The organism is Pseudomonas sp. NPDC087697 (genome assembly GCF_044743155.1).
Classification (GTDB): domain Bacteria; phylum Pseudomonadota; class Gammaproteobacteria; order Pseudomonadales; family Pseudomonadaceae; genus Aquipseudomonas.
On record NZ_JBIUVW010000007.1, the window covers coordinates 73,607 to 97,500 of the forward strand.

At 59.6% G+C, this 23,894-nt stretch carries 24 protein-coding genes and 1 rRNA gene (1 of these 25 cut by a window edge); 14 read left to right on the forward strand and 11 right to left on the reverse strand.

Annotated features, from left to right (window positions below):
• Window positions 1-67 precede the first annotated feature (67 nt).
• On the forward strand, window positions 68-1,297 hold the full coding sequence (locus ACIPIN_RS07695; protein ID WP_401117185.1) for an acyl-CoA dehydrogenase: 1,230 nt from the start codon (window positions 68-70) through the stop codon (window positions 1,295-1,297).
• Window positions 1,298-1,369: 72 nt separating this feature from the next.
• Here the strand turns inward: ACIPIN_RS07695 and ftrA are convergent, their stop codons facing one another.
• Window positions 1,370-2,347 (reverse strand): transcriptional regulator FtrA, encoded by a 978-nt coding sequence (gene ftrA, locus ACIPIN_RS07700; protein ID WP_401117187.1) that lies wholly within the window; start codon window positions 2,345-2,347, stop codon window positions 1,370-1,372.
• Window positions 2,348-2,447: 100 nt separating this feature from the next.
• Between ftrA and ACIPIN_RS07705 the strand changes: the two genes are divergently transcribed.
• Window positions 2,448-2,882, forward strand: a complete 435-nt coding sequence (locus ACIPIN_RS07705; RefSeq protein WP_401117189.1) for a rhodanese-like domain-containing protein — start codon at window positions 2,448-2,450, stop codon at window positions 2,880-2,882.
• A gap of 165 nt (window positions 2,883-3,047) precedes the next feature.
• Here ACIPIN_RS07705 and ACIPIN_RS07710 read toward each other — a convergent pair whose 3' ends face one another.
• On the reverse strand, window positions 3,048-3,701 hold the full coding sequence (locus tag ACIPIN_RS07710; protein ID WP_401117191.1) for a type 1 glutamine amidotransferase: 654 nt from the start codon (window positions 3,699-3,701) through the stop codon (window positions 3,048-3,050).
• A 280-nt stretch (window positions 3,702-3,981) separates the two neighbouring features.
• Here ACIPIN_RS07710 and ACIPIN_RS07715 point away from each other — a divergent pair, with 280 nt between their 5' ends.
• From ACIPIN_RS07715 to ACIPIN_RS07725, 3 genes are all read left to right on the forward strand, one after another.
• Window positions 3,982-4,761 (forward strand): ABC transporter substrate-binding protein, encoded by a 780-nt coding sequence (locus tag ACIPIN_RS07715; protein WP_401117193.1) that lies wholly within the window; start codon window positions 3,982-3,984, stop codon window positions 4,759-4,761.
• A gap of 188 nt (window positions 4,762-4,949) precedes the next feature.
• On the forward strand, window positions 4,950-6,062 hold the full coding sequence (locus tag ACIPIN_RS07720; protein ID WP_401117194.1) for a succinylglutamate desuccinylase/aspartoacylase family protein: 1,113 nt from the start codon (window positions 4,950-4,952) through the stop codon (window positions 6,060-6,062).
• Window positions 6,063-6,606: 544 nt separating this feature from the next.
• Entirely contained in the window at window positions 6,607-7,317 is a 711-nt protein-coding gene (locus ACIPIN_RS07725; RefSeq protein WP_401117196.1) for an alpha/beta hydrolase, read from the forward strand.
• Window positions 7,318-7,325: 8 nt separating this feature from the next.
• Here the strand turns inward: ACIPIN_RS07725 and ACIPIN_RS07730 are convergent, their stop codons facing one another.
• Together ACIPIN_RS07730 and ACIPIN_RS07735 are read right to left on the reverse strand one after the other, a co-directional pair.
• A complete protein-coding gene (locus ACIPIN_RS07730) occupies window positions 7,326-7,904 on the reverse strand; it encodes a hypothetical protein (protein WP_401117197.1) in 579 nt (192 codons plus the stop codon).
• A 108-nt stretch (window positions 7,905-8,012) separates the two neighbouring features.
• Entirely contained in the window at window positions 8,013-8,852 is an 840-nt protein-coding gene (locus ACIPIN_RS07735) for a hypothetical protein (protein ID WP_401117199.1), read from the reverse strand.
• Between the two features lie 168 nt (window positions 8,853-9,020).
• Here ACIPIN_RS07735 and ACIPIN_RS07740 point away from each other — a divergent pair, with 168 nt between their 5' ends.
• The 4 genes from ACIPIN_RS07740 to ACIPIN_RS07755 all read left to right on the forward strand — a co-directional run bounded on the left by ACIPIN_RS07740 (window position 9,021) and on the right by ACIPIN_RS07755 (window position 11,348).
• Window positions 9,021-9,188 carry a metallothionein gene (locus ACIPIN_RS07740; RefSeq protein WP_401117201.1) on the forward strand — a complete coding sequence of 56 codons (168 nt, stop codon included), beginning with the start codon at window positions 9,021-9,023 and terminating at the stop codon, window positions 9,186-9,188.
• A 117-nt stretch (window positions 9,189-9,305) separates the two neighbouring features.
• Window positions 9,306-10,094, forward strand: coding sequence for an AraC family transcriptional regulator (locus ACIPIN_RS07745; protein WP_401117203.1), 789 nt, complete (start codon window positions 9,306-9,308; stop codon window positions 10,092-10,094).
• 93 nt (window positions 10,095-10,187) lie between these two features.
• Entirely contained in the window at window positions 10,188-10,361 is a 174-nt protein-coding gene (locus ACIPIN_RS07750) for a DUF1427 family protein (RefSeq protein WP_071554717.1), read from the forward strand.
• Between the two features lie 30 nt (window positions 10,362-10,391).
• Window positions 10,392-11,348, forward strand: a complete 957-nt coding sequence (locus ACIPIN_RS07755) for a zinc-binding alcohol dehydrogenase family protein (RefSeq protein WP_401117204.1) — start codon at window positions 10,392-10,394, stop codon at window positions 11,346-11,348.
• 97 nt (window positions 11,349-11,445) lie between these two features.
• On the opposite strand, the gene ACIPIN_RS07760 is transcribed toward ACIPIN_RS07755, so the two are convergent.
• Window positions 11,446-12,480 (reverse strand): purine-nucleoside phosphorylase, encoded by a 1,035-nt coding sequence (locus ACIPIN_RS07760; protein ID WP_401117206.1) that lies wholly within the window; start codon window positions 12,478-12,480, stop codon window positions 11,446-11,448.
• Window positions 12,481-12,522: 42 nt separating this feature from the next.
• A complete protein-coding gene (locus tag ACIPIN_RS07765) occupies window positions 12,523-13,479 on the reverse strand; it encodes a nucleoside-specific channel-forming protein Tsx (protein WP_401117208.1) in 957 nt (318 codons plus the stop codon).
• Window positions 13,480-13,747: 268 nt separating this feature from the next.
• Between ACIPIN_RS07765 and selD the strand changes: the two genes are divergently transcribed.
• Complete coding sequence (selD, locus tag ACIPIN_RS07770; protein WP_401117210.1) at window positions 13,748-14,782, forward strand: selenide, water dikinase SelD; 1,035 nt, start codon at window positions 13,748-13,750, stop codon at window positions 14,780-14,782.
• On the forward strand, window positions 14,782-15,879 hold the full coding sequence (gene mnmH / locus ACIPIN_RS07775) for a tRNA 2-selenouridine(34) synthase MnmH (RefSeq protein ID WP_401117212.1): 1,098 nt from the start codon (window positions 14,782-14,784) through the stop codon (window positions 15,877-15,879). Before selD ends, mnmH begins: the two co-directional genes overlap by 1 nt.
• Window positions 15,880-15,922: 43 nt before the next feature.
• Here the strand turns inward: mnmH and ACIPIN_RS07780 are convergent, their stop codons facing one another.
• Window positions 15,923-16,978, reverse strand: a complete 1,056-nt coding sequence (locus tag ACIPIN_RS07780) for a permease (protein ID WP_401117214.1) — start codon at window positions 16,976-16,978, stop codon at window positions 15,923-15,925.
• Between the two features lie 92 nt (window positions 16,979-17,070).
• Window positions 17,071-17,745 (reverse strand): histidine phosphatase family protein, encoded by a 675-nt coding sequence (locus ACIPIN_RS07785; RefSeq protein ID WP_401117216.1) that lies wholly within the window; start codon window positions 17,743-17,745, stop codon window positions 17,071-17,073.
• Window positions 17,746-18,076: 331 nt separating this feature from the next.
• Here ACIPIN_RS07785 and ACIPIN_RS07790 point away from each other — a divergent pair, with 331 nt between their 5' ends.
• Both ACIPIN_RS07790 and hemB read left to right on the forward strand, forming a co-directional pair.
• Window positions 18,077-18,775, forward strand: a complete 699-nt coding sequence (locus ACIPIN_RS07790; RefSeq protein WP_401117217.1) for a glutathione binding-like protein — start codon at window positions 18,077-18,079, stop codon at window positions 18,773-18,775.
• A gap of 228 nt (window positions 18,776-19,003) precedes the next feature.
• Window positions 19,004-19,978 carry a porphobilinogen synthase gene (gene hemB / locus ACIPIN_RS07795; protein ID WP_401117219.1) on the forward strand — a complete coding sequence of 325 codons (975 nt, stop codon included), beginning with the start codon at window positions 19,004-19,006 and terminating at the stop codon, window positions 19,976-19,978.
• Between the two features lie 18 nt (window positions 19,979-19,996).
• Here hemB and ACIPIN_RS07800 read toward each other — a convergent pair whose 3' ends face one another.
• The 3 genes from ACIPIN_RS07800 to ACIPIN_RS07810 all read right to left on the reverse strand — a co-directional run bounded on the left by ACIPIN_RS07800 (window position 19,997) and on the right by ACIPIN_RS07810 (window position 23,104).
• Window positions 19,997-21,526 carry an FAD-dependent oxidoreductase gene (locus ACIPIN_RS07800; protein WP_401117221.1) on the reverse strand — a complete coding sequence of 510 codons (1,530 nt, stop codon included), beginning with the start codon at window positions 21,524-21,526 and terminating at the stop codon, window positions 19,997-19,999.
• A 95-nt stretch (window positions 21,527-21,621) separates the two neighbouring features.
• Window positions 21,622-22,236: a LysE family translocator gene (locus tag ACIPIN_RS07805; protein WP_401117223.1), complete on the reverse strand. Its 615-nt coding sequence runs from the start codon at window positions 22,234-22,236 to the stop codon at window positions 21,622-21,624.
• Between the two features lie 208 nt (window positions 22,237-22,444).
• Window positions 22,445-23,104: a methyltransferase family protein gene (locus tag ACIPIN_RS07810; protein WP_401117225.1), complete on the reverse strand. Its 660-nt coding sequence runs from the start codon at window positions 23,102-23,104 to the stop codon at window positions 22,445-22,447.
• Window positions 23,105-23,692: 588 nt separating this feature from the next.
• On the opposite strand from ACIPIN_RS07810, the gene ACIPIN_RS07815 reads away from it, so the two are divergent.
• A 16S ribosomal RNA gene (locus tag ACIPIN_RS07815) occupies window positions 23,693-23,894 on the forward strand; it runs 1,337 nt beyond the window's last position.

Genomic DNA, 23,894 nt, shown 5'->3' on the forward strand with positions numbered 1-23,894 from the left:
GCTGATCTAGCATCGATTCATGACCTCAACAACGTCTTCAACACCTCGTCAAAAAAGGTAGCTGCCCATGGATTTCGCCTATTCCCCCAAGGTCCAGGAACTGCGTGAACGCGTGACTGCGTTCATGGATGCTTATGTTTATCCAGCCGAAGCGGTGTTCGAACGTCAGGTCGCCGAAGGCGATCGCTGGCAGCCGACCGCGATCATGGAAGAGCTGAAAAACAAGGCCAAGGCCGAAGGCTTGTGGAACCTGTTTTTGCCGGAGTCCGAACTGGGCGCCGGCCTGACCAACCTGGAATACGCGCCATTGGCGGAAATCATGGGCCGATCCTTGCTCGGGCCTGAGCCATTCAACTGCTCGGCGCCGGACACCGGCAACATGGAAGTGCTGGTGCGTTACGCCAACGAAGAGCAAAAACACCGCTGGCTGGAACCGCTGCTGCGCGGCGAGATCCGTTCGGCGTTCGCCATGACCGAGCCGGACGTGGCGTCCTCCGATGCCACCAACATGGCCGCCCGTGCGGTGCGCGATGGCGATGAATGGGTGATCAACGGTAAGAAGTGGTGGACCTCCGGCGCGTGCGATCCACGCTGCAAAATCCTGATTTTCATGGGCCTGAGCAACCCCGATGCACCGCGTCACCAGCAGCACTCGATGATCCTGGTGCCGGTGGATACTCCCGGCGTGAAGATCGTCCGTCCGCTGCCGGTATTCGGTTACGACGACGCGCCTCACGGTCACGCCGAAGTGCTGTTCGAGAACGTCCGCGTACCTTACGAGAATGTGCTGTTAGGTGAGGGCCGTGGCTTCGAGATCGCCCAGGGGCGCCTGGGCCCAGGGCGGATTCACCACTGCATGCGCTCGATCGGCATGGCGGAGCGCGCACTGGAATTGATGTGCAAACGTTCGATCAACCGCACCGCATTCGGCAAACCGCTGGCGCGCTTGGGCGGCAATATCGACAAGATCGCCGACTCGCGGATGGAAATCGATATGGCGCGGCTGCTGACCCTCAAAGCCGCCTACATGATGGACACCGTGGGCAACAAAGTGGCGAAAAGCGAAATCGCCCAGATCAAAGTGGTTGCGCCGAACGTTGCCTTGAAGGTAATCGACCGGGCCATTCAGATCCACGGTGGCGCGGGTGTCTCCAACGATTTCCCGCTGGCCTACATGTACGCCATGCAACGCACGCTGCGTCTGGCCGACGGCCCGGATGAAGTGCACCGTGCGGCGATCGGCAAGTTCGAAATCGGCAAATACGTACCCAATGAAATGATGCGCAGCGGGCACTGAGTCCCGTCGCTGTACCTCACCCGCAAACGCAGTGCTGCTGTGTTTGCGGGTGAGTGCATTTGCAGCCACCCCTCATACTGATAGCGCTTTCACCTCGCGGCCAAACCGCTCCCGATACACCGACGGCGGCAGCCCGACCACGCTGCGAAACGCCACCCGGAAACTCTCCACCGAACGGTAACCGCATTGCAACGCGATGGATTCGGTGTTGTGGGCGCTGCTTTCCAGCAGCTCTCGGGCGCGTGCCAGCCGTTGTTGTTGCAGCCAGGATTTGGGCGAGGCACCGGTGGCTTCGCTGAAACGTCGCAAAAAAGTTCGCTCGCTCATGGCCGCCTGGCTCGCCAGTTCGCGTACGCCCAGCGGTTCATGCAAGCGCTCGCGCGCCCACTGCATGACGCGCGACAGATCGCTGCGCGGCGTGCGGCTGACGGGGGCGGGAATGAACTGCGCCTGGCCGCCGGTACGTTGCGGCGACATCACCAGTCGGCGTGCCACCGAGTTGGCGACCTGGGTGCCGAAGTCCCGCGCCACCAGGTGCAGGCACGCATCAATGCCGGCGGCGCTGCCGGCGGAAGTGATCAACTGACCCGCGTCGACATACAACACGTCGGGGTCGACCAGAATATTCGGGAAGCGCTCGGCCAGCTCCTCGGTATAACGCCAGTGAGTCGTCGCGCTCAGCCCGTCGAGCAACCCCGTGGCCGCGAGTACAAATACCCCGGAACAGATCGACAGCAGCCGTGCTCCACGGGCATGCGCCTGGCGCAGAGCGATAAGCAGCGCCTCGGGTACCGCCTCAGTGCGGCTGCGCCAACCGGGGATGATGATGGTCCGCGCGGTTTCCAGCAGTTCCATACCGCCGTCCGCCAATACCTGAATGCCGCCCATGGCGCGCATCGGTCCCTGATCGACGCCGACGATCAGGTGTTCGTACCAGGGAAAATCGAACTCCGGTCGCGCCAGGCCGAAGATCTCCACGGCAATCCCGAACTCGAAAGTGCAGAGACCGTCGTAGGCCAGAATTGCGACTAATCCGGGTTCAATGTGCATTTGGCGGAAAATTCCCAGTGAGTGTCTTGTGCGCCACTGTAGCGGTAACGGCGAGTTGGATACAGTCCTCCTACGCCCACACACGCTTTGGAGAACACCCATGACCAGCCTGGTTCGCGACATTCCTGCCGCTCCATCCGCCGTTGCCTTGATGCACTTCAGCAACCGCCTGACCTTTGAAACCGACTGTTCCGACGTCTTTGGCAGCCAGCAGGCCGGCGACGTGGATTTCGTTCTGGTGGATGTGCGCGGTCCGTTGGCGTTCGAGCGCGGTCATGTGCCGGGCGCGATCAACATTCCTCAGCGCTTGATCAGCGCTGAACTACTGGCGGCTTACCCGAAAACCACGCTGTTCGTGGTGTATTGCGCCGGTCCTCACTGCAATGGCGCGAACAAGGCTGCGGTGAAGCTCGCGGCACTGGAATACCCGGTCAAGGAAATGATCGGCGGAGTAACCGGGTGGCTGGATGAAGGCTTTGAGTTGAGCCGCGCGGTTGAACGGCAAGCCAGTGCGGCCATCGGATGCGAGTGCTGATCACGACACATTGTCGAGTGAGCTCTTGTGGCGAGGGAGCTTGCTCCCGCTCGGCTGCGTAGCAGTCGTAAAAACTGCCGATGCGTTCTATCAGGAAAACGCATCAACTTTATTGCGACCGCTTCGCGATCGAGCGGGAGCAAGCTCCCTCGCCACAGGGGAGTGCTAAACCCTGGACACGGCCGCGTGCCATTCATCGAGCGTCGCTTGCAACCAGTCGAACACTTGGCGGTAAGCGGTGCTGTCGTCCTGATCCCGGGGCAGGGGCGACTCTTCGCCGAAGTGAGCATTGAGTAGCGCGACCGACTCGGCGTTCCATTCCGGGTGAAACTGCAATCCCACGTGGGTCGAGCCCACGGCGTACATCTGCTGCTCACACAAGGCACTGCTGGCCAGTAACCGTGCATCTGGCGGCAGGTCGATCGCATCCTCATGCCATTCCAGTACCTTCAATGCGCGCCCATCGGCGAAGGTCACCGAGGTCCAGCCGGTTTCGGTCTGGGCCATTCGCCGCACGTTCCCACCCAGACTCAGGGCCAGCAACTGCGCGCCCAGGCAAATGGCGAACACTGGTGCGCCCTGCGCGAGGCTGGCGGCCAGCCACCGACGTTCCTCGGCCAGCCACTCGGGACCTGCGTTGGCTTCATAGGGCCCGCCCAGAATGATTACCGGCGCAGCGCCTGCTGGCGGAAGCTGACCAAGATCGGCGCGAAACACCTTCAGCGTCAGCCCCCGGGACTCGGCCCAATCGTCAATTGCACCCGGGCCTTCGGCGGGGTGGTGCTGGATCAGGTTCAACGAGGTCGAATGCTCGGGCATGGCGCGGCTCTCAGGTGGCAGTGAATTGTGCGCTCGGCTTTTTCCGTCGGTACGTGCGGCATCTTGACTGAAAACGAGGTGTTTCTGAAGGTCGTTGCACCGCGCTGGCGCACGTAATTACCGGGTGAAACACCTCGATTGCTTTTTTATAACTATTTGTCGCATATGCACAATTTGCATCCTGGGTGCAGCTCTAGACTGCCGGCCACTTCGATAAATACTAGCCACAAGCTACCCATCGAATGCTGCCAATAAGAGTCTCCGCACACAGGAGTTATAAATGAAGAAGCTAGTGATGTTCGGTGCTCTGGCACTGTCCGTGTTGTCCCTTTCGGCCGTGGCCGAAGATGCCAAGCCGATCCGTCTGGGGATTGAAGCCGGCTACCCACCGTTCTCGTTCAAGACGCCTGAAGGCAAACTCAGCGGCTTTGACGTGGACATCGGCGACGCGCTGTGTGAGCAGATGAAAGTCAAATGTACCTGGGTCGAGCAAGAGTTCGATGGCCTGATCCCGGCGCTCAAGGTCAAGAAAATCGACGCGATCCTGTCGTCGATGACCATCACCGACGACCGCAAGAAGAACGTCGACTTCACTATCAAGTACTACCACACCCCGGCACGCTTCGTGATGAAGGAAGGCACCAACATCAAAGACCCGCTGACCGAACTCAAAGGCAAGAAAGTCGGTGTGCTGCGCGCCAGTACCCACGACCGCTTCGCCACTGAAGTGCTGGTACCGGCAGGGATCAACCTGGTGCGCTACGGCTCCCAGCAGGAAGCCAACCTGGACATGACCTCCGGTCGCCTCGACGCGATGCTGGCTGACTCGGTCAACCTTGATGACGGCTTCCTGAAAACCGACGCCGGCAAAGGCTTCGCATTCGTTGGCCCGGAATACGAAGACGCCAAGTACTTCGGCGGTGGTGCCGGTATTGCGGTGCGCAAAGGCGATAAAGAGCTGGCGGACAAGTTCAACACCGCCATCAACGAAATCCGCACCAACGGCAAGTACAAGCAAGTGCAGGACAAGTACTTCAAGTTCGACGTTTACGGAAAATAATTTCTCCGTTCAAAAAGGTGGCTACCGTTGACGCGGTGGCCACCTTTTTTGTGCCCATATGAATCACTCTGCCCGACACATTACCTCGTAGGAGCTGCCGAAGGCTGCGATCCTTTGATCTGAAAAGATCGTCCGAACGCGGCCCGAGCCTTCGGCAGCTCCTACGAGGCTCAACACAGGAGCCCGCCATGCAACGTATCGATCATCAACTGCCCTGGAGCCACCTCGGCACCGAGCGCCGCCTCAGTGTGTTTCGTTTTGGCGCGGGTTTGCGCAAGGTCTACATTCAGGCCAGTCTGCACGCCGATGAGCTGCCGGGCATGCGTACGGCCTGGGAGCTGAAAAAGCGTCTCACCGAACTCGAAGCCCAGGGCCAGCTCAACGGCGTTATCGAACTGGTGCCGGTGGCCAACCCGATTGGCCTGGACCAGCATCTGCAAAGCGCCCACATGGGCCGTTTCGAGCTGGGCAGCGGGAAGAATTTCAACCGGGCTTTCTACGAACTCAGCGGGCCGGTGGGTGAGTTGATCGGTTCGCAGTTGGGGAGCGACGCCGACGCCAACATTGTGTTGATCCGCCAGACCATGGGTCAGGTCCTCGACCGGTTGCCGGCACCGGCGTCACAGCTGGAGGCCTTGCATCGGTTGTTGTTGCGTCATGCCTGTGAGGCTGACATCACCCTGGATTTGCATTGCGATTTCGAGGCAGCCATCCATCTTTATGCGCTGCCGCAACACTGGCCGCAGTGGCAGTCTCTGGCGGCGCGGTTGAAGGCCGGGGTGGCGTTGTTGTGTGAAGACTCCGGTGGCAGTTCGTTCGATGAGTCCTGCTCGTCGCCGTGGTTGCGGCTGGCCAAAGCGTTTCCAGAGGCGGCGATTCCACCGGCCAACCTTGCCACGACGCTGGAGCTGGGGAGCATGGGCGACACGCGGGTTGATCAGGCTCAAGCCAATTGCGAGGCGATCCTTGGGTTTCTGGCGGAGCAGGGTTTTATTGCCGGGCAGTGGCCGCAAGCGCCAAGCGAGTGCTGTGAGGGGGTGCCGTTCGAGGGGACGGAGTATCTGTTTGCGCCGCATCACGGGGTGGTGAGTTTTCTGCGTGAGGCGGGTGAGTGGGTCGAGAAGGGCGATGCGTTGTTTGAGGTGGTTGATCCGTTGAGTGATCGGGTGACGGTGGTGTGTGCCGGGACCAGTGGGGTGTTGTTTGCGCTGGATCGTGGGCGGTATACGCAGCCGGGTACCTGGCAAGCGAAAGTGGCGGGGCGGGAGGCGATTCGGGTTGGGAAGTTGGTCAACGATTGAGCTTTTGGTCTAGGCGGCCTGATAGCCGGCCTGTCTTTTGCTGGTGTACATATCCGTTTCTGCGGTAACGGCGGCTGGCGGTTTCGCCCTTACGGCAACTCCCTTTGGCAAACGCCCCAAAGGAAGCAAAGGTCTTCGCCCCGAGCGTACGGCCCCTCGCTGGGGCTCGGGGTTCCCTCGCTTCGGTGTCCATCAGGGGGCATCGCCTACGGTCTGCTGCGCGACGACCTCCTCTCGATGTGTCCGGCTGCGCCGTACGGCGCTGCGCGCCAACCCCCTGCTGAACACCTCCACTCGGCCTCCCGAAGGGGCGGGTGGATCAAGATCAACAGCGGCAGGCGAGCTAACGCTCGGCCTGTTGAGTGGTGGGAGCGGGCACGCCGCTTCATTGTGGGTGGGTGATATCTGTAGGAGCTGCCGCAGGCTGCGATCTTTTGATCTTGGCGGTCTGACAGCCGGCCTGAGTGGTTTAGGGGCGGTTTTCGGAGGTGCTTCTTGTGGTGTTAGGCTCTGGGGCGAATTCGCCGTATTTCTGGGAAGGTCCATGTTTCGTTTTTTTGCTGTGTTGATGTTGCTGGTGTCTTCCGTTGCCCACGCGGCGCTCAACGGTGATTTGCCGTTGCCGTACCTTGAGCAATCGAACCCTGATTCGCGCAATCAGCCGTTGGTGATTTTTCTTCATGGTTCTGGCAGTAACGAAGAGGACCTGTTCGACATCAAGGATGAGTTGCCGGCGCAGTACACGTACCTGTCAATGCGGGCGCCGCAGACGGTGGAGGAGGACAGTTATCAGTGGTTTCGCAAGAAGGGCGAAGGCGCTTATGACGGTGATACCGACGATCTGAACAGCAGCAGCGCGCTGATTGTCGATTTCGTCGCGCAGGCGGCGAAGAAGTATCACACCGAGGCCGATAAGGTGTTTCTGGTGGGGTTCAGCCAAGGCGCGATCATGTCGTATGAAGTCGCCTTGCGTCATCCCGACGTGGTGCGCGGGATTGCGGCGTTGAGTGGCAAGGTTCTGCCGGTGTTGCGATCGCAGCTCAAGGCCGACAAGGCGCTTGAGCCACTGGCGATTTTCATCGGTCACGGGACCGCTGACCTGAAGCTGCCCTACAGCGATGGCAGTGAGGCCAGCAGCCTGTTGCAGAGCATTGCGCTCACGCCTGAATTTCATGCTTATCCGGGCATCGGCCACACCATCAGTGCGACCGAAATGCAGGATTTGAATGCCTGGCTGCTGCGGATCAATCAGTAGCCGGGGGCTTATTTATCGCCAAGGATCTGTTTGACCAGTGCCGCATGCCCAGCCTTGTCGTCGGCGCGGGAGATGATCTGGATCAGCATCATGCGCGTGCCGGAGCCAGCCAGCAGGCTGGTGTTGAGGGTCGGGCCACCGCCCTGGGTGGCGGTGCTATCGATCTGACGCAGGCCGAGGCCTTTGACGGTCAGGCTTTTTTCGCTTTGTTTGTTGAAGTCAGACAAAGCCTCGCGTTGCTGAGTGGCAAAACCGGACACTGACTCATCGAGAAATGCGGCGTCGTTGTCTTTGACGTTCAGGCCGTTGGGCAAGGTGTTTTCGGCGACGATCAGTACGGTTTTGCTCGCCTGATTGGTGTACATGGTGCCTTCTGCGCCGGAAGTACCCTGGGCCGCGTCGCCACCTGCCAGTGGGTTGGCGATGAAACCCTGGGGCAGGGTGAAAGCGAATTTGCCGCCCAGCGCCGAGATTTTTTGCGCGGGTGCGGTTTTCGCGGCCGGTTGCTTGGCGGCGTAAACGCTCACGGCAGCGAAGCTGGTGACCGCTGTCAGGAACAGGACAACGGCTTTTTTAGTAAACGACATGCAAACTCTCCGGGGTAATCGCGCGGTGGCGGCGATCATCCCACGGCCAACCTTGATCACTCCAGCGCGATCTTGAGTCATGGCGCGAGAGGCGACGTGAGGTCACGATCAAGGCTTGAGTGAAGTATCAGCACCGCCAACGTGCTTGGCCGGTACTCGTTCGATCGCCACTTCGGGCATTTGTCGGGCGTTACCACGCGATGGCGCGGCCAGCCGCTTGGTAATCAGCAACATGCCAAGGGACACCGCCACGCCGAGGACGAATGCACCCCACCCCCAATGTGGCAGTGCCAACGCCAGCGTCAGGCAGAATGCCGCGAACGAGTACATGCCGGTGGCCGTGGCCCGCAGTAACGCGGCGGTGAACGCCGGCCCTCGGGTTTGCTGGGAGAACACCGCCATGACGCTGCCGAGCACCGGGAACACCGCGAGCAATCCGCTCCAGCGTTCGCCAACGGTGCTGGCGAGCAAGGTCACCGCCAGGGTCAGAAGCGCCCCGGCCAGCATGCGCAGCAAGAGTTTGTCGGACTTCGGCGCAGGACCTGAAGCCAAGGGCTGGACTGACGGAAACAGATAAGGTGCCGCGAGCAGCGCAGTGGTCGCAGCGAGGGTCGAAAACACCAGCGACGCTGGAATCAGCGACAACACCACGGCCGCCGTGGCCCAACTCAGCAGGGCGATCATCAATGCCGCAGGCCAGTCGAGTTTTTGCGCCGCCTGGGCGTAAACCACGCAGAAGGCGATCATCGCAAACATCGCTGACAGGGCGGCTGTCGCCGCTTGCGCCGCGAAGGCCGGACCTTGCTCAACTGCCAGAAAAAACAGAATCGGCCCCACCACCACCGGCAATCCTGACAACCAACCGGCTACGCTCGGTCCCCAGCGTTTGCCTGCGAGGGAAATCAACAAGAGAAAACCGGGGATCAGCGACAGTTTCAGAAGCAGCACGGACAAGTCCTTGGTCAATGGCAGTCGCCACAGCATACCCGGCTTCGTCTCGCCATCGACTACCCTAAAAGGTGAGCGAGGGCCGCGTATCACGTCGTCGGGTGCGGTCACTGCTCAGGTGCGGCATTGGTGCCGCCTCTGGACGACCACACGTATGGAGTCAGATTGATGAAAGCAACGACCTGCGCCTGTCCCAACTGCACGTGCAAACTGGGTGAGCACTCTATCGTCCGTCACGGCAAACACTATTGCTGTGAGGGTTGCGCCAAGCATCATGAACACGGCGAAGCCTGCACCTCGGCGGGTTGCCAATGCGCCAAGGGGGTTCACGGCTGAAAACCTCTGCCTGAACGTGGAGCCGGTTGCGCTCCACGTTGAGCAGACGTGTCAACTGGCAGCAATCGCGGTGCCTCGTTACCATGAGGTCTTCGCCCTTTATCACGATCCTTGCCCATGGCCCTTGCCGCTCCGCCTGATCTCAGTGACACCGATGTGCCGGTGCAGCCATTGGCGCGCACCTATCCGCGCGGCTTGTATATAGAGCCGCACGAGCATGTCTGGGGTCAGTTGTTGTATGCGATGAGCGGGGTGATGTGGGTCGAGACTCCGGCCGAAACGCTGGTGGTACCGCCGCAACGGGCGGTCTGGTTACCGCCGGGCGTCGTGCACGGGATTCGCGTGGTGTCGGACTTGCAGATGCGCAATATCTACCTGCGTCCGGCGTTGGCCGCGACTCTGGACAGCAGCGTTCAGGTGATCGAGGTCGGCGGTTTGCTGCGCGAGTTGATCCTCGGATTGGTGGAGCAGGGCGACAGTGGGCCGGCGGAGTACTACGAGGCGCTGGTGGGGCTGGCATTGCTGGAGCTGAAACGGGCGAAACGTTCGTTGCTGAAAATTCCCATGCCGGGCAACAGCGAGCGGCGGCTGGTCAATCTCTGTCAGGCGGTCATGGCCGCACCATCGCTGGACATCCCCTTTGAGCAGCACGCCGAAAATGCCGGCGCCAGCGTGCGGACCCTGGCGCGGTTGTTCAAGGATGGCTTGGGCATGGGTTTTGCCGAGTGGCGGCGTCAGGTGCAATTGGCGATTGCGGTCGCCGAGCTGATCCAGGGTGTGCCGGTCAGCGCAATCGCCCGTGAGCTGGGCTATTCGGCGAGCAGCTTCAGCGACATGTTTCGCCGCGAGTTGGGTGTTCCACCCTCGCAGTTTTCCCGCGAAGGCGATTCCAGCTCGGCGCCGTAGAAGGGCATTTGGCCGAAATCCTGAAGTACTTGGCCGATCGCTTTAGCGGCGATTCTCTAGACTCTGTGCATCCCCCATTGCACGGAGTTCAGCATGAACTACCTCATTTCACTGGCTATTGGTCTTGGCGTCGGCCTGCTCTACGGCGCGCTGGATTTCCGCTCGCCCGCGCCACCGGCCATCGCGCTGGTGGGGTTGCTGGGCATGCTGGCTGGCGAGCAGTTGTGGCCCATGGGGCGGCAGTTGGTTGCTGGCTGGATCTCCTGAAATCCCTTCATTTATCTGGTAGACATTCCCATGAAAGCACTGCAATTCGATAAAACCGGTGATCTGGCGGCCCTGCATTTCGTTGAGGTGCCGACCCCGGTTCCGGGCGCCAACGAAGTGTTGGTGCAGATAAAGGCTGCTGGCCTGAATCCCAGCGACGTGAAGAACGTGCTCGGACGTTTTCCCTACACCACGCTGCCGCGGATTCCCGGTCGCGACTTTGCCGGTGTGGTGATTGAAGGTCCGCAAGCGCTGATCGGTCAGGAAGTCTGGGGCACGGGCCGCGAGTTGGGCTTTTTCGCCGATGGCTCCCATGCGCAATACGTGAAGCTGCCGGCCAAGGGCATCGCCCTCAAACCGACGCATTTGAGCTTTGCCCAGGCTGCCAGTCTTGGCGTGCCATACACCACGGCGTGGGATGCGCTGGAGCGCAGCCTGGTGACCGCGCAAACCCGTTTGCTGGTGATCGGTGGCGGTGCGGTGGGGAGCGCGGCGCTGGCGCTGGCAAAAATTCGCGGCGCCCAGGTGTTGGCGGCGGCGCGACGTCCCGAGCAGGTCAAAGCTTTGCAGGACCAAGGCTTTAATACAATTCAGCTGGAAACACCGGAGGCGCTGGGCGCTCAGGTCAATGCGGTTTTCGCGGGCGGTGCCGACGTGATTTTCGACACCACAGGTTTCTGGCTACCGGCGGCGGTAGCGGCGCTGGCCACTTTCGGCCGCATCGCAATCATCGCCGCACCGGTCGACGGGCATGTGCAACTGCCGGCGCTGGCGTTGTATCGCCGTGGCGGTTCGGTGATCGGGATCAACTCATTGCTGTACGGCGTCGAAGCCTGCGCTGTGATGCTTGAGCAGTTTGGTCGGTTCTTCGATGAAGGATTGTTGCCGCTACCGGAAGGGTTGGTGGAGTCGCCACTGGCCGAGGGGCTTGAGCGTTATGCCGAGGTGAATCAGGGCAGCGGCGATAAGGTGATTTTGTTGCCGTGATGCTGCCCCGTAGGAGCTGGCGTAGCCTGCGATCTTTTTCACGCTAACGTCGAAAATCAACGGATCGCAGCCTTCGGCAGCTCCTACGGGCGTAGCCTCACGCCTCAGGCACACCCTTCTCCCACGCCGACCAGTTCTTCAGAATCTCCTGCACCAGCGGGTTTCCGGTGCGGAAGAGGTTTTCCAGGGCCGGCACAAAACCACCCTGATCGGCGTACTTGAGCAGGTTGTCGACTTCGCTGTAACCCGGATACGGACGGTCGAAGTCGGAACCGGCGCGCACCACGGCCAAGCGCTGGATATCCACCAGACCTTCACGGCTTGCGCGCAGCAGCGCCTCATACGTCGAGTTGTCTTCCTGCTGAGTCGTGCAATAAACGCCTTTGTTGTCTGTCAGCAACCGGGTCCAGACTTCGGCGCGTTCGCTCAGGCGTGTTCCGGAAAACCAGGTATTGCCCGCCAGGGTGTCGCACTGAGTGACCACCGGTGGTTGATTGGCCGGGGCATAGGGGTATTTCACCCGCCACGCGACGGACTCCTTGCTTTCGCTGAGTGCTACTTTCGCGCTCAGGGCGAAGGCCTTGGCTTGCAGCTTCGGGTTGAGCTCGAAGACTTCGGTCTTGTAGTCCAGCGGCGGTTTTTCGTTCGGACCTTTGGTGTTGATGCCGATGTAACCGGTCGGCCACGCCGAAGGAGCGTCCCGCGAATCCACTTCCCATTGCGTGCCGAACTCCACCAGATAGTGCGCCCACGCGGCGGTGCCAATGGTGCCGTGGTGTGGGTTGATGCCGGCAATTCCGGCGATCAGGAAATAGCTTTTGCGCAGATCGAATTTCGGTGACAGGGCCAATGCCAGCGTGGATGCCGCGGCGTTGGTCTGGCCCATGCCGGTGACCATCAGGCAAACCTGCTGTGTATTGCAGCGAATGTTCGGGTACTCGGCGGAAAGTCCCGGAACGCGGATCTCCTGCTTGAGCTCCAGGCGATCAATCCAGTTTTGCGCTTCCGGGGCGAACATGCTGATCAGCATGACTTTCGGCGTGATCGGCGCTTCGCTCGCCCAGACACTGGAAGAGAACAGGGCGCTGCAGGCCAGACCGGCTGACAGAGAAAGGCGTGTAACTGTGTGCATGGAACCTCCTTGGTAGATGTTGAAAACGAACCAGCTTGCCACTCAGAACTGATACCCGACACCCGCGTAATAACCCCAGCCATTGGAGCGAGCGCGGAAGTTGCCGTCACCGAAGTTCAACTCGCTGCCATCCTCCCAGTTGCCGCCGTTATGGAAGTAACGCCCGACCAAGGTGAAGCGCAGGTGCGTGAATGAATAGAGCAATACGTTAGTGGCCACGGTGGCGTTGGCCGTGCGCGCCGGATTGTCTTTGTGCAGGTCTGAACCAAAGTCGAAGTTGGTGAAACCGATGTAAGTCAATGACGCGCCATTGCTGAAGCTATCGATGGGCACGATGTACTTCAACTGGGCGCGATAACCATCCCACGAGTATTCGTTGCTGGCTCCGTAGTTCTCCCACTGATAGCGCCCGTAGAAGTTGGCCGACAGGTTGACCCGCGAATGGGTGTCGATGTCAGTGCCCAGGCCACTGTAAAGCGTGTTGGCGCGATTGGCGGTGCTGCTGCCGTGGTCGTAGATCCAGTCGAACGCGACATACCATTCCTTGAACGGCCCGACCGCCAGGCTGCGACCGGCCAGGTAGTCGATGGAAATACGTGGCTCGTGCTCCATGAACAACGGCGAACCGTGATCCCAGACGCCTTTGTCATGGCTGTTGCCGATGCCGAGGATCTTCGGGGCGTCAATATAGCCATACAGTTCGAACGGCCCCTTGCGCCCGAAGTACTCGTACTCCAGGTAAACGTCGTCGGCCGGTTGTGGGCCGAAGCGGATGTCCTTGCTGCCGATCAGCGTCAGGTCCTGATTGAACCAGTCCGACAGGTACGCGCCCTTTTTCGGTGGGCTGGCTTCAGCGCTCAGGGTCTCGCCTTGGGCGGACTCATCAACAGTTTTTTCTTGAGCCAGGGCCGCGGAGCTGAGTAGCCCCGTAACGGAGCTTAGTAGCAAGGATGCAGCAAAAGTGGGGCAGGACGCGGTGCGTCTGAAAGTGACGTGCATTGAAAATCCCTGTTCGTGCAGTGGTTGGTAGAACTTGAACGCTGATGCGCTGATGAACCGTTCAAGTTACTAGCGCAAACGTTTGCATGTTGCGGACCAACTTGGAATAGGCGATTGAAATAAATGGAAACTTTGTGAATTAGCTGACGTTTTGGTTAGCAATTTGCCCCATCAGCGAGCGCGTCTGTTCGAAAGCGGGACGGGCTCTGTCAGCTCTTGCACCGTGCTCTGCTAGAATCGCAGATCTAGAATTCCAGAGGTTGTTCCCATGAGCGAGCCGATTCGCCTGACCCAGTACAGCCACGGCGCAGGCTGTGGCTGCAAGATTTCGCCTCAGGTGCTGGAGGTGATTCTGGCCGGTAGCGGCGCGCAGAATCTCGACCCAAAACTTTGGGTGGGCAATGCATCGCGCGATGATGCGGCGGTGTATGCCATCGACGACGAGCGTGGCGTGGTGTCGACCACTGACTTCTTCATGCCGATTGTCGATGACCCGTTCGACTTCGGCCGCATCGCTGCCACCAATGCCATCAGCGATATCTACGCCATGGGCGGTGATCCGTTGATGGCGATTGCGATTCTCGGCTGGCCGGTCAACGTGCTGGCGCCGGAGATTGCCCGGGAGGTGATTCGCGGCGGCCGTTCGATCTGTGATGAGGCGGGTATTCCATTGGCCGGCGGGCATTCGATCGACGCGCCGGAGCCGATCTTCGGTCTGGCGGTCACCGGGCTGGTGCAAAAGCGCCACATGAAGCGCAACGACACCGCCACCGCTGGTTGCTTGCTGTACCTCACCAAACCGCTGGGTATCGGTATCCTCACCACAGCCGAGAAGAAGGGCAAGCTGCGCGCCAGCGATGTGGGCCTGGCTCGTGACTGGATGTGCACCCTGAACAAACCCGGTAGCCGCTTCGGCAAACTCGATGGTGTGACCGCGATGACCGACGTCACCGGTTTCGGGTTGCTGGGGCATCTGGTGGAAATGGCCGATGGCAGTGCTGTGACCGCACGTATTTATTACGACCGGGTGCCACGTCTGCCGGGTGTCGAGTACTACCTCGATCAAGGCTGCGTGCCAGGCGGTACTCTGCGTAACTTCGACAGCTACGCCAACAAGGTCGGACGTGTGCAGGAACTGCACAAACGCGTGTTGTGCGATCCGCAGACCAGCGGTGGTTTGCTGATTGCCGTGACACCCGAGGGCAATGAGCAGTTTCTTGCCGTTGCCACTGAACTGGGGCTGAACCTCGCGCCGATCGGTGAGTTGGTTGAGCGACAGGGCAACGCGGTAGAGGTGATTTGATGCCCATCGATTTCACTGATTACCGCGACATCTTCCTCAACGACCGGCCGATGATGGATACCCGCGCGCCGGTCGAGTTCACCAAGGGTTCGTTCCCCGGGGTGATCAACCTGCCGCTGATGACGGACGACGAACGTGAGCGCATTGGTACTTGTTACAAGCAGCAAGGCCAGCAGGCCGCCATCGTGCTCGGGCATCAGTTGGTCTCGGGCGAGATCAAGGCTGCGCGTATCCAGGCCTGGGCTGATTTTGCCCGGGCTAATCCCGACGGTTACCTGTATTGCTTTCGCGGCGGTTTACGTTCGCAGATTGTTCAGCAATGGCTCAAGGACGAGGCGGGCATCGACTACCCTCGGGTCGGTGGCGGCTACAAGGCGATGCGGACTTTCCTGCTGGAAACGGTCGATCAGGCAGTCGAACAGTGCGACTTTGTCTTGCTCGGCGGCATGACCGGCACCGGTAAAACCGATGTCCTCACCCGTTTGAACAATGGTCTGGACCTTGAAGGTCACGCCAATCATCGCGGTTCCAGCTTCGGTAAACGTGCGACCGGGCAGCCCACCAATATCGACTTCGAGAATCGCCTGGCGGTGGACGTGCTGAAAAAGCGCGCCCGTGGCATAGAGCAGTTCGTGCTCGAAGATGAAAGCCGTATGGTTGGCAGCTGTGCCTTGCCACTTGCGCTGTATCAGGGCATGCAGCAGTTTCCGATGGTCTGGCTTGAAGACAGCCTGCAGGGTCGGGTCGAGCGAATTTTGCGTGATTACGTGGTGAATCTATGTGCGGAATTCATCACTGTGTATGGCGATGAAGGATTCGCACAGTTCTCTGAGCGTTTACTGGGAAGCCTGAACAACATCAGCAAACGCCTGGGCGGCGAGCGTCATCAGCGCATGTTCGAATTGATGGAGGCCGCGTTGGCCGAGCAGGTGCGCAGCGGTGCAGTGGACTTGCATCGTGGCTGGATCGAAGGATTGTTGAAAGAGTATTACGACCCGATGTACGCCTTCCAGCGCGAGAAGAAAGGCGCTCGAATCGAGTTCGTTGGCGAGCAGACCGCCGTGCTTGAGTACTTGCATGAGCGCGGTAACCGTTAAAACCGAGACGCAGGCGCTGGCTAATCAGCGCCTGCAATCCCCTTTAAAGCACCAACGCCCCGATCAGCCCGCAAATCACGCCAATCAACATGGTCAGCACGGCCACGGTCACCAGCACTCGGGTGTCAAAATCCTTACGCAGCATCAGCAGTGACGGCAGGCTGATGCTCGGCAAGGTCATGAGTAGCGCGACGGCCGGTGCGGTACCCAAACCCAGGGTCATCATGGTTTGCACGATGGGGATTTCCGCGGCGGTGGGGATCATGAACAGCGTGCCGACGATGGCCAGTGGTATCAGCCATAGCAAGCTGTCAGCCATCGCGCCGTCAACGTGAGGGAACAGCCAGACCCGGGCGGCGCCCAGAACCAGTACTGCCAGCACGTAGATCGGAATAGTGGTCCAGAACAGTTGCCACAAGGTCCGCGCCCAGCGGCTCAGGAAGGGTTGTGCGTCGGTTGTGCGGGTGGCTTCGGCCACTGCTTCCAGCGCCGCCTCTGGCATGTACTCGGGGCGCGAGATGCGTTGGGCGACCAACGAAACACCCAGTACCAGCACAATCCCCGCCACCAGCCTCAGGGCGGTAAAGCCCCAGCCGAGTACGAAGCCCATGAACACCAGCGTTGCCGGGTTGAGTACCGGGTTGGCAATCCAGAACGCCAACGCCGCATCCACCGAGACGTTCTGACGGCGCATGCCTGACACCACGGGCGCGGCGCAGCAGGTGCACATCATGCCTGGCAGGGCGAACAACCCGCCGCGCAAGGTCGAAGCAAAACCGGCACGGCCGAACAACCGCAGCAGCCAGTCTCGCGGTATCAATACCTGCAACAGAGAACCCAGAATCACCGCCAGTACGGCCGCTTTCCAGATCGCCAGGAAGTACACCTTGGCGTACGCCAGTGCAGCGGCGAGCGGTGCAGTTTGTTCATCGTTGAGGATCGAGGCGCCGATGCTGTGGTTATCGGCGGCGGCGAAGGCCTTGAGGTAGTAGGGCGACCACTTGACGTAGTAGAGGCCGATACAGGCGACCAGCAGGAACAGGGCGGGTTTCCACCAGAGCGTCAAGCCCCGGTTGGGGGCCGCTAAGGAGTTGGACATGCAGAGGCTCCGGACAATAGGGACAGTGGGGCATCATACTCCAGTGCAGTCTAGTCCAGCGGCCCGGATAACGGTGGGCACAAGCCGACCCATTATGTCGGACATGTCTGCGGGCCGTTGTTCAGCTCCTGCTTATAGCTGTGGCTGAGCACCGTGACCTTGCCGTTGTGCCAGGTCAGAGTCAGCACGTACAGCGAGTCGAAATCGCTGGATGGCCAATCGTCGAGAAGGGGGCGTGTTTCACCGGTGGCCTCTTCAGCCACCTTGTTGATCAACTCCGGCAGATAGCCATGGGACCAGGCCGTGTAGATGATCGAGTTGTGGTACTTGTCGTGAAGCAACTCGTCGGCCATTTCGCCGATGTCGTTGACCGAAAACTCGATGTTCACCGGCAGCCCGAGCTTGATCGCGGTGGGGCTGATGGTCAGCAGCGGACGGAGGTAGCTGTAGGAGTTGTCGAACTCGCCTTCCTCGACGTTGCGCGTCGGATTGGCGGCAAACACGTAATTGGCCTTGCCGAACTTCTCAGGCAGTAGCTGTGCCAGTTTGATCGCGCGGTTCAGGCCCTGGCAGTTCAGCTGTCCGAGACCACCAGCTGGCTTTTCTGCGTGACGTAAAAACACCAGGGTTTGGGTGCCGTCTGCAGGTTGAGCCCAGCTCTCACTGGCCTTCAGCGCCAGGAACAGGGCGCAGGTCATGAGCAAGGCCGCACAGAACACAACGGTGCGCGGTTTCAGGTTTTTAACGAAGTTCAGGTGCTTTTTCATTGAGTTATTATTCTTCAGCGCATTCGATTAAGGCTGACAAAACATCACACTGAGAGCGCTCGGCTTCAAGTGCTTTTCATGTCGTGGGGCCGATGTGTCTAACGCAAGGGCAGCCTTGAGAGTCCGCTGGCACCCTTTGGTTCGATTCGAAACGGCGCGCATTACTTTATCTGCGGGACCGGGCTGGCTGCCGGGAAGGTTATCGACAGAATGTTTCTGATTTAACCTGCCCCGGCCAACGCCGTTCCTATAATCTAGCCGCCGTAAAGGCCTGACTTCTGCCGCAACCAAGGCCCACCCTCTGCCATTCAATTGTCACTGGATGTTCACCATGACCGATCTGTCTGCATTCCCGATCACCGAAAAATGGCCTGCGCAGTTTCCCGAGTGGATACAGCTCTATTCCTTGCCAACGCCCAACGGCGTCAAAGTCTCGATCATGCTCGAAGAAACCGGTTTGCCTTACGAGCCGCACCGGGTGGGTTTCGACACCAATGATCAGCTGTCTCCAGCATTTCTGTCGCTGAACCCCAACAACAAGATTCCTGCGATCCTGGACCCCCACGGGCCGGATGATCAGCCACTGGCGTTGTTCGAGTCCGGGGCGATTCTGATCTACCTCGCCGACAAAAGCGGGCAACTGCTGGCGCAGGAATCGGCTGCGCGTTACGAGACGATTCAGTGGCTGATGTTCCAGATGGGCGGCATCGGACCGATGTTTGGCCAGTTGGGCTTTTTCAATAAATTTGCCGGCAAGGACTACGAAGACAAGCGTCCGCGTGACCGTTATGTCGACGAGAGCAAGCGTTTGCTGAAGGTGCTCGACGGACGTCTGCAAGGCCGCGACTGGATCATGGGCGAGCGTTACACCATTGCCGATATTGCAACTTTCCCTTGGGTGCGCAACCTGATCGGCTTCTATGAAGCGGGGGATCTGGTCGGGATCAAGAACTTCCCGAATGTGTTGCGTGTACTGGAACGCTTCCTGGCACGGCCGGCAGTGATTCGCGGGCTGGAAATTCCCAAGTAACGGCAAACAACGCCACTCCAGCACAATGCCTTGGAGTGGCATTACGTCGCGATCAAGAGTCTGCTGGCGGAGCCCGAGGCTTTTCGCTGACAAGAGCCAGACTGTTACGGATTCGGAAACAAACTGTTCCTGAACTTACGTTTGTATCGGTGGGGGAGAGGGGCATAAGCTCCCTTCCTTTATGACTTTTGTCTTGTCCAGGCCGTTGGCCTCCTGCCAGGAAATCCCATGTCCAGCCAGTTCCCCGAAGCCCGTCCGCGCCGTTTACGTCGTAATCCACAGTTACGCAGCCTGTTCCAGGAAACCGAGTTCACCCTCAATGACCTGGTGCTGCCGATCTTTGTCGAAGAAGAAATCGACGATTTCGTGCCGATTACCAGCATGCCCGGCGTGCGGCGGATTCCAGAGTCGAAACTGGCCGGGGAAATCGAGCGCTATGCGCGGGCCGGCATCAAGTCAGTGATGACCTTCGGGGTTTCCCACCACCTGGATGGCAGCGGCAGCGACACTTGGAACGAAAACGGTCTGGTGTCGCGCATGGCGCGGATCTGCAAGGACGCGGTGCCGGAGATGATCGTGATGTCCGACACCTGTTTTTGCGAGTACACCGATCATGGCCACTGTGGGGTGATTCACTCGGGTGAGGTCGACAACGACAAAACCCTGATCAACCTCGGCAAGCAAGCCGTCGCTGCCGCGCGTGCCGGGGCGGACGTGATTGCGCCTTCAGCGGCAATGGACGGTCAAGTCCAGGCGATTCGCCGGGCCCTCGACGAAGCCGGTTTCAGCCAGACCTCGATCATGGCCTATTCGACCAAATTTGCCTCGGCACTCTACGGCCCGTTCCGTGAAGCCGGCGGCAGCGCGCTCAAAGGTGATCGCAAAAGTTACCAGATGAACCCGATGAACCGCCGCGAGGCCGTGCGTGAGTCGCTGCTTGACGAGCAGGAAGGCGCAGATGCACTGATGGTCAAACCAGCCGGTGCGTATCTGGACATCATCCGTGATATCCGCGAAGCGTCGCGTTTGCCGTTGGCGGCTTACCAGGTGAGTGGCGAGTACGCGATGATCAAGTTCGGCGCTGCCGCCGGTGCCATCGATGAAGACCGCGTGGTGCGCGAGAGCCTGGGCGCGATCAAGCGAGCGGGTGCGGACCTGATCTTCACCTACTTTGCGATGGACCTGGCGTTGAGCGGGATTTAAGCCGCTGGCATGCCGTTGTTACCAGAGGAACGGCTTGATCCCGTGGTCCCGGAAGTAACGCTCGATGACTTTCGGGTCGGCAGACAGGTCGGCGATGGCCACGTAATTGTCAGGCCTTAATAGATAGAAGCCGTTGCGCGCCAGCCCGGCGGCTTCGTGGGTCGGATGCCAGTCGAAAATGTGCAGGGCCAGATGATGTTCGGCGCACCAGGCAAGCATTTCTTCGCTGGTGTCGCCGTACACGTGAACCTGCCAGTTCAGGCTTGCCAGGCTGTTGAAATTATCGGTCTCGCTGTCATGCGCCCAGGGCAGGCGATCACCGCCGAAAACATGGCCCGCGTGGCCTTCGCTCAGAGGCATCCCGCGATAATTCAGGGTGATTTGCGACACCGTACGAAACAGATACTCGCGCGCCAGTTCAAATGAGACCATTTTTGGCAGCAGAAACGGTGCAACGCGGGTGCGTATCAGATCGGCCATTGCGCCTTCAGCGGAGACGAAACTGAACACCCGGTCGGTGGTCGCCACCAGTCGCCGGGCAAACGCCATGCGCTCGACATCATAACTGTCGAGCAGTTTGTCGTTGGCTGCGCCGTTGAGTACGGCGGCGAGCTTCCAGGCCAGGTTGATTGCATCGCCAATGCCGGTGTTCATGCCCTGGCCGCCGGCGGGGCTGTGCACATGGGCGGCATCGCCCAGCAAAAAGGCACGCCCGAAGCGGAAGGTGTCCGCTACCCGGTGATGGACCCGGTAGGTCGAGAACCAGTTGACCTTGTGCACCTGAACCTTCAGGTGTTCTATGGCCCGGCTGCTGACGTCTTCGAACTTGAGGGTTTCGGCCTTCTCCGCGCGTTCGTCGCGCACAGTTCCGATCAGCCGTGCACGGCCTTCGCCGGCCAACGGAAAAACCGCCAAAAAGTCTGCTTCATCAAGATCCGCATGTAATTCCCCATTGAGCGCCGGACCGGAGGCCTCGACGTCGGCGACATAAAACACTTGCTGGTAGGTACCACCGGGAAAGCCAATGTCGAGTGTCTTGCGCACGGTAGAACGAGCGCCGTCACAACCCGCCAGGTAGCAGGCCTGACAGGTATGCTCTTGCCCGTCGGGCAGGAGTAGCTGCGCGGTGATGGTGCCGCCATGTTCGATGAATCCGGTCAGTTCGGTGTCGCGCTCGACCACCACGCCGAACTTCTCCAGGCGTTCGATCAACAGTCGCTCATGTTGGTCCTGCGGGAATATTTCCAGAAACGAGTAGGGGGTCAGGTCCTTGCCGATATCCTCGAAGGGTAGCCGCGCCACCGGTTCACCTTTGACCCACAGATTGACTGCCGGCACTTTGTGTCCGTTCTGCACCACGGCCTGACTGAGGTCGAGCTGGCGGTACAACTCCAGTGTGCGAGCCTGAACCGCCAGGGCGCGCGAAGTGGTGCCGGGTGCGCTGGTTTTGTCGAGAATGCGCACCCGGACTCCCAGCTTGCTGAGCCAAAGCGCCAGGACCAGCCCTGTGGGGCCGGCGCCAACGATCAGTACATCGCTGCGGTTCATGTCGTTGCCCTCGGTCGAGAGTCCCGCTGAACAGGGGGTGTAACCAGTTTAGATCGGATTGACCGAGGAGCTTGCCCACTGATTCAGGCAGGTCTTCACCTTTGCGCAAACGCCAGGTTCAGTCCCAGTGCTAGGAAGGTTGCGGCAAAGCCGCGTCGCAGCCAGTTCTGCACGCCGGGCGACTCGATCACGGCCGTGCGGAACACATTGGCCAGAAGCCCGTAGATGACGAATACCGCAAAGGTCATCAGCATGAACACAGAACTCAGGGTGAGCATTTGCAGCGAAGGGGCCGGACCGTTTGAGATGATGAACTGCGGGAGAAACGCCAGGAAGAAAATCGTAAGTTTGGGGTTGAGCACATTCAGCAGGCAGGCCCTGAGCACCAGTCGACCAGCGCTCATCGTGTTCGACACATCGGCGATCGCAAAGGCTGAGCGATCACGCCACGTCGCATAGGCCAGGTACAGCAGGTAGGCGACTCCGGCGAACTTCAAGCCCTGAAACGCCAGCGCACTGGTGTGCAGAATCGCCGACAAGCCCAGCACCGAGGCTAGCAAATGAGGCACGATCCCGGCCGTGCAACCCAATGAGGCAAAGAGACTTGCGCGTTTGCCGGCGGTGAGTCCCGTGGAAATCGTGAATACCACCCCGGTACCGGGGATCAAGACGACAATCAACGAGGTGATGAAGAAGTCGAGGCTCAGCATCGGGGCGAACTCCAGAACAGGGTTGGGTGTCTGACAACCACAAATCAATCTCCCATTGAAGTGCAAGGGCGCTTGCTTTTCCAATGGATGAAACCGGAGTGTAGATTCGGATGTTGAGTCGTGGCGGCGTTGGGGCTGGCTTCCGCTAGATGGGCTGCGGGGCTGCGGGGCTGCGGGGCTGCGCCGGCGCCGGCGCCGAGGTCCGATCTCAGTAAACCCTGGGGATAAGCCGCCAGGTTTTCGCACAGTAAGCCTCGTACTCGGCACCAAACTGACTACGCAGCAAGGCTTCCTCTGCATTTATACGGGCAATCAGGGCTGGGAGCAGCAGGGCGGTGAGCACGACCCCGACGCTGGAGCGAAAGGCCAGCGCCCAGCCCAGCGCGTTGACCAGCATCCCGAGATAACTCGGGTTACGCAGCGTTCGGTAGATACCTTCAGTCACCAGCGTATGCCCAGGCTGAATGGCGACCAGGCCACTGAAACGCTTGCCGAGTACGAACACTGGCCACATCCGCAACGCGCCCCCCGCAATAAATAGAAGCGCGCCAACCCAGCGGATGCCTTCGCCACCGAAGGTCCAGAAATCCACTCGGTCGGTATAGGCCGGTACAAATGCAGACAACAGACCGATCACGCCGAATACCGGCAGCACCCACCGGTTGGCACGGTCTTCACGTTCCCCGGAACTCAAATTGCCTTCTGTCAGCAGCGCCAGTCCCGTCATCACCAGCGTCGCAAGGACAATGACCACCAGGGCCGGATGAGAGAAGAACGCGGCAAAACCACCCAAACCGAGAATGGCGAGTCCGAGATAGAACAAGGTTGCTGCAATGCTGAACACGGCCAGCTTCAGGGAGATCTTCATGGCGGGGTTGCTCGTTGGGCAGACTCTATTAAGCGTAGTGGGATCAGGTGGATTGCGGTGTTTGATCGGCCGCTTTCGCCAGTAAGCATAGAAAACCAAAATTAGAGCTTGACGACGAATTGTATCTGTCTATAATTCGCCCCTCTTCCGGCGCAGTCGAAACGGAAAACTCCTTGGTAAACAAAGAGTTACGCAGTTTTCGGCAGCGGTTACGCTTCAGTTCATCGAAGCCCGAAGGAGTTGAAAAAGAGGTGTTGACAGCAGCGAGTAACGCTGTAGAATTCGCCTCCCGCTAACGAGAGATCGGAAGCGCAAGTGGTTGAAGTTGCAAAGGAAACTTTGAAAACTTCTGAAAATAACCGCTTGACAGCAACAGAGGCTGCTGTAGAATGCGCGCCTCGGTTGAGACGAAAGATCTTAACCAACCGCTCTTTAACAACTGAATCAAGCAATTCGTGTGGGTGCTTGTGCAGTCAGACTGATAGTCAACAAGATTGTCAGCATCACAAGTTACTCCGCGAGAAATCAAAGATGTAACCAACGATTGCTGAGCCAAGTTTAGGGTTTTCTCAAAACCCAAAGATGTTTGAACTGAAGAGTTTGATCATGGCTCAGATTGAACGCTGGCGGCAGGCCTAACACATGCAAGTCGAGCGGCAGCACGGGTACTTGTACCTGGTGGCGAGCGGCGGACGGGTGAGTAATGCCTAGGAATCTGCCTGGTAGTGGGGGATAACGCTCGGAAACGGACGCTAATACCGCATACGTCCTACGGGAGAAAGCAGGGGAC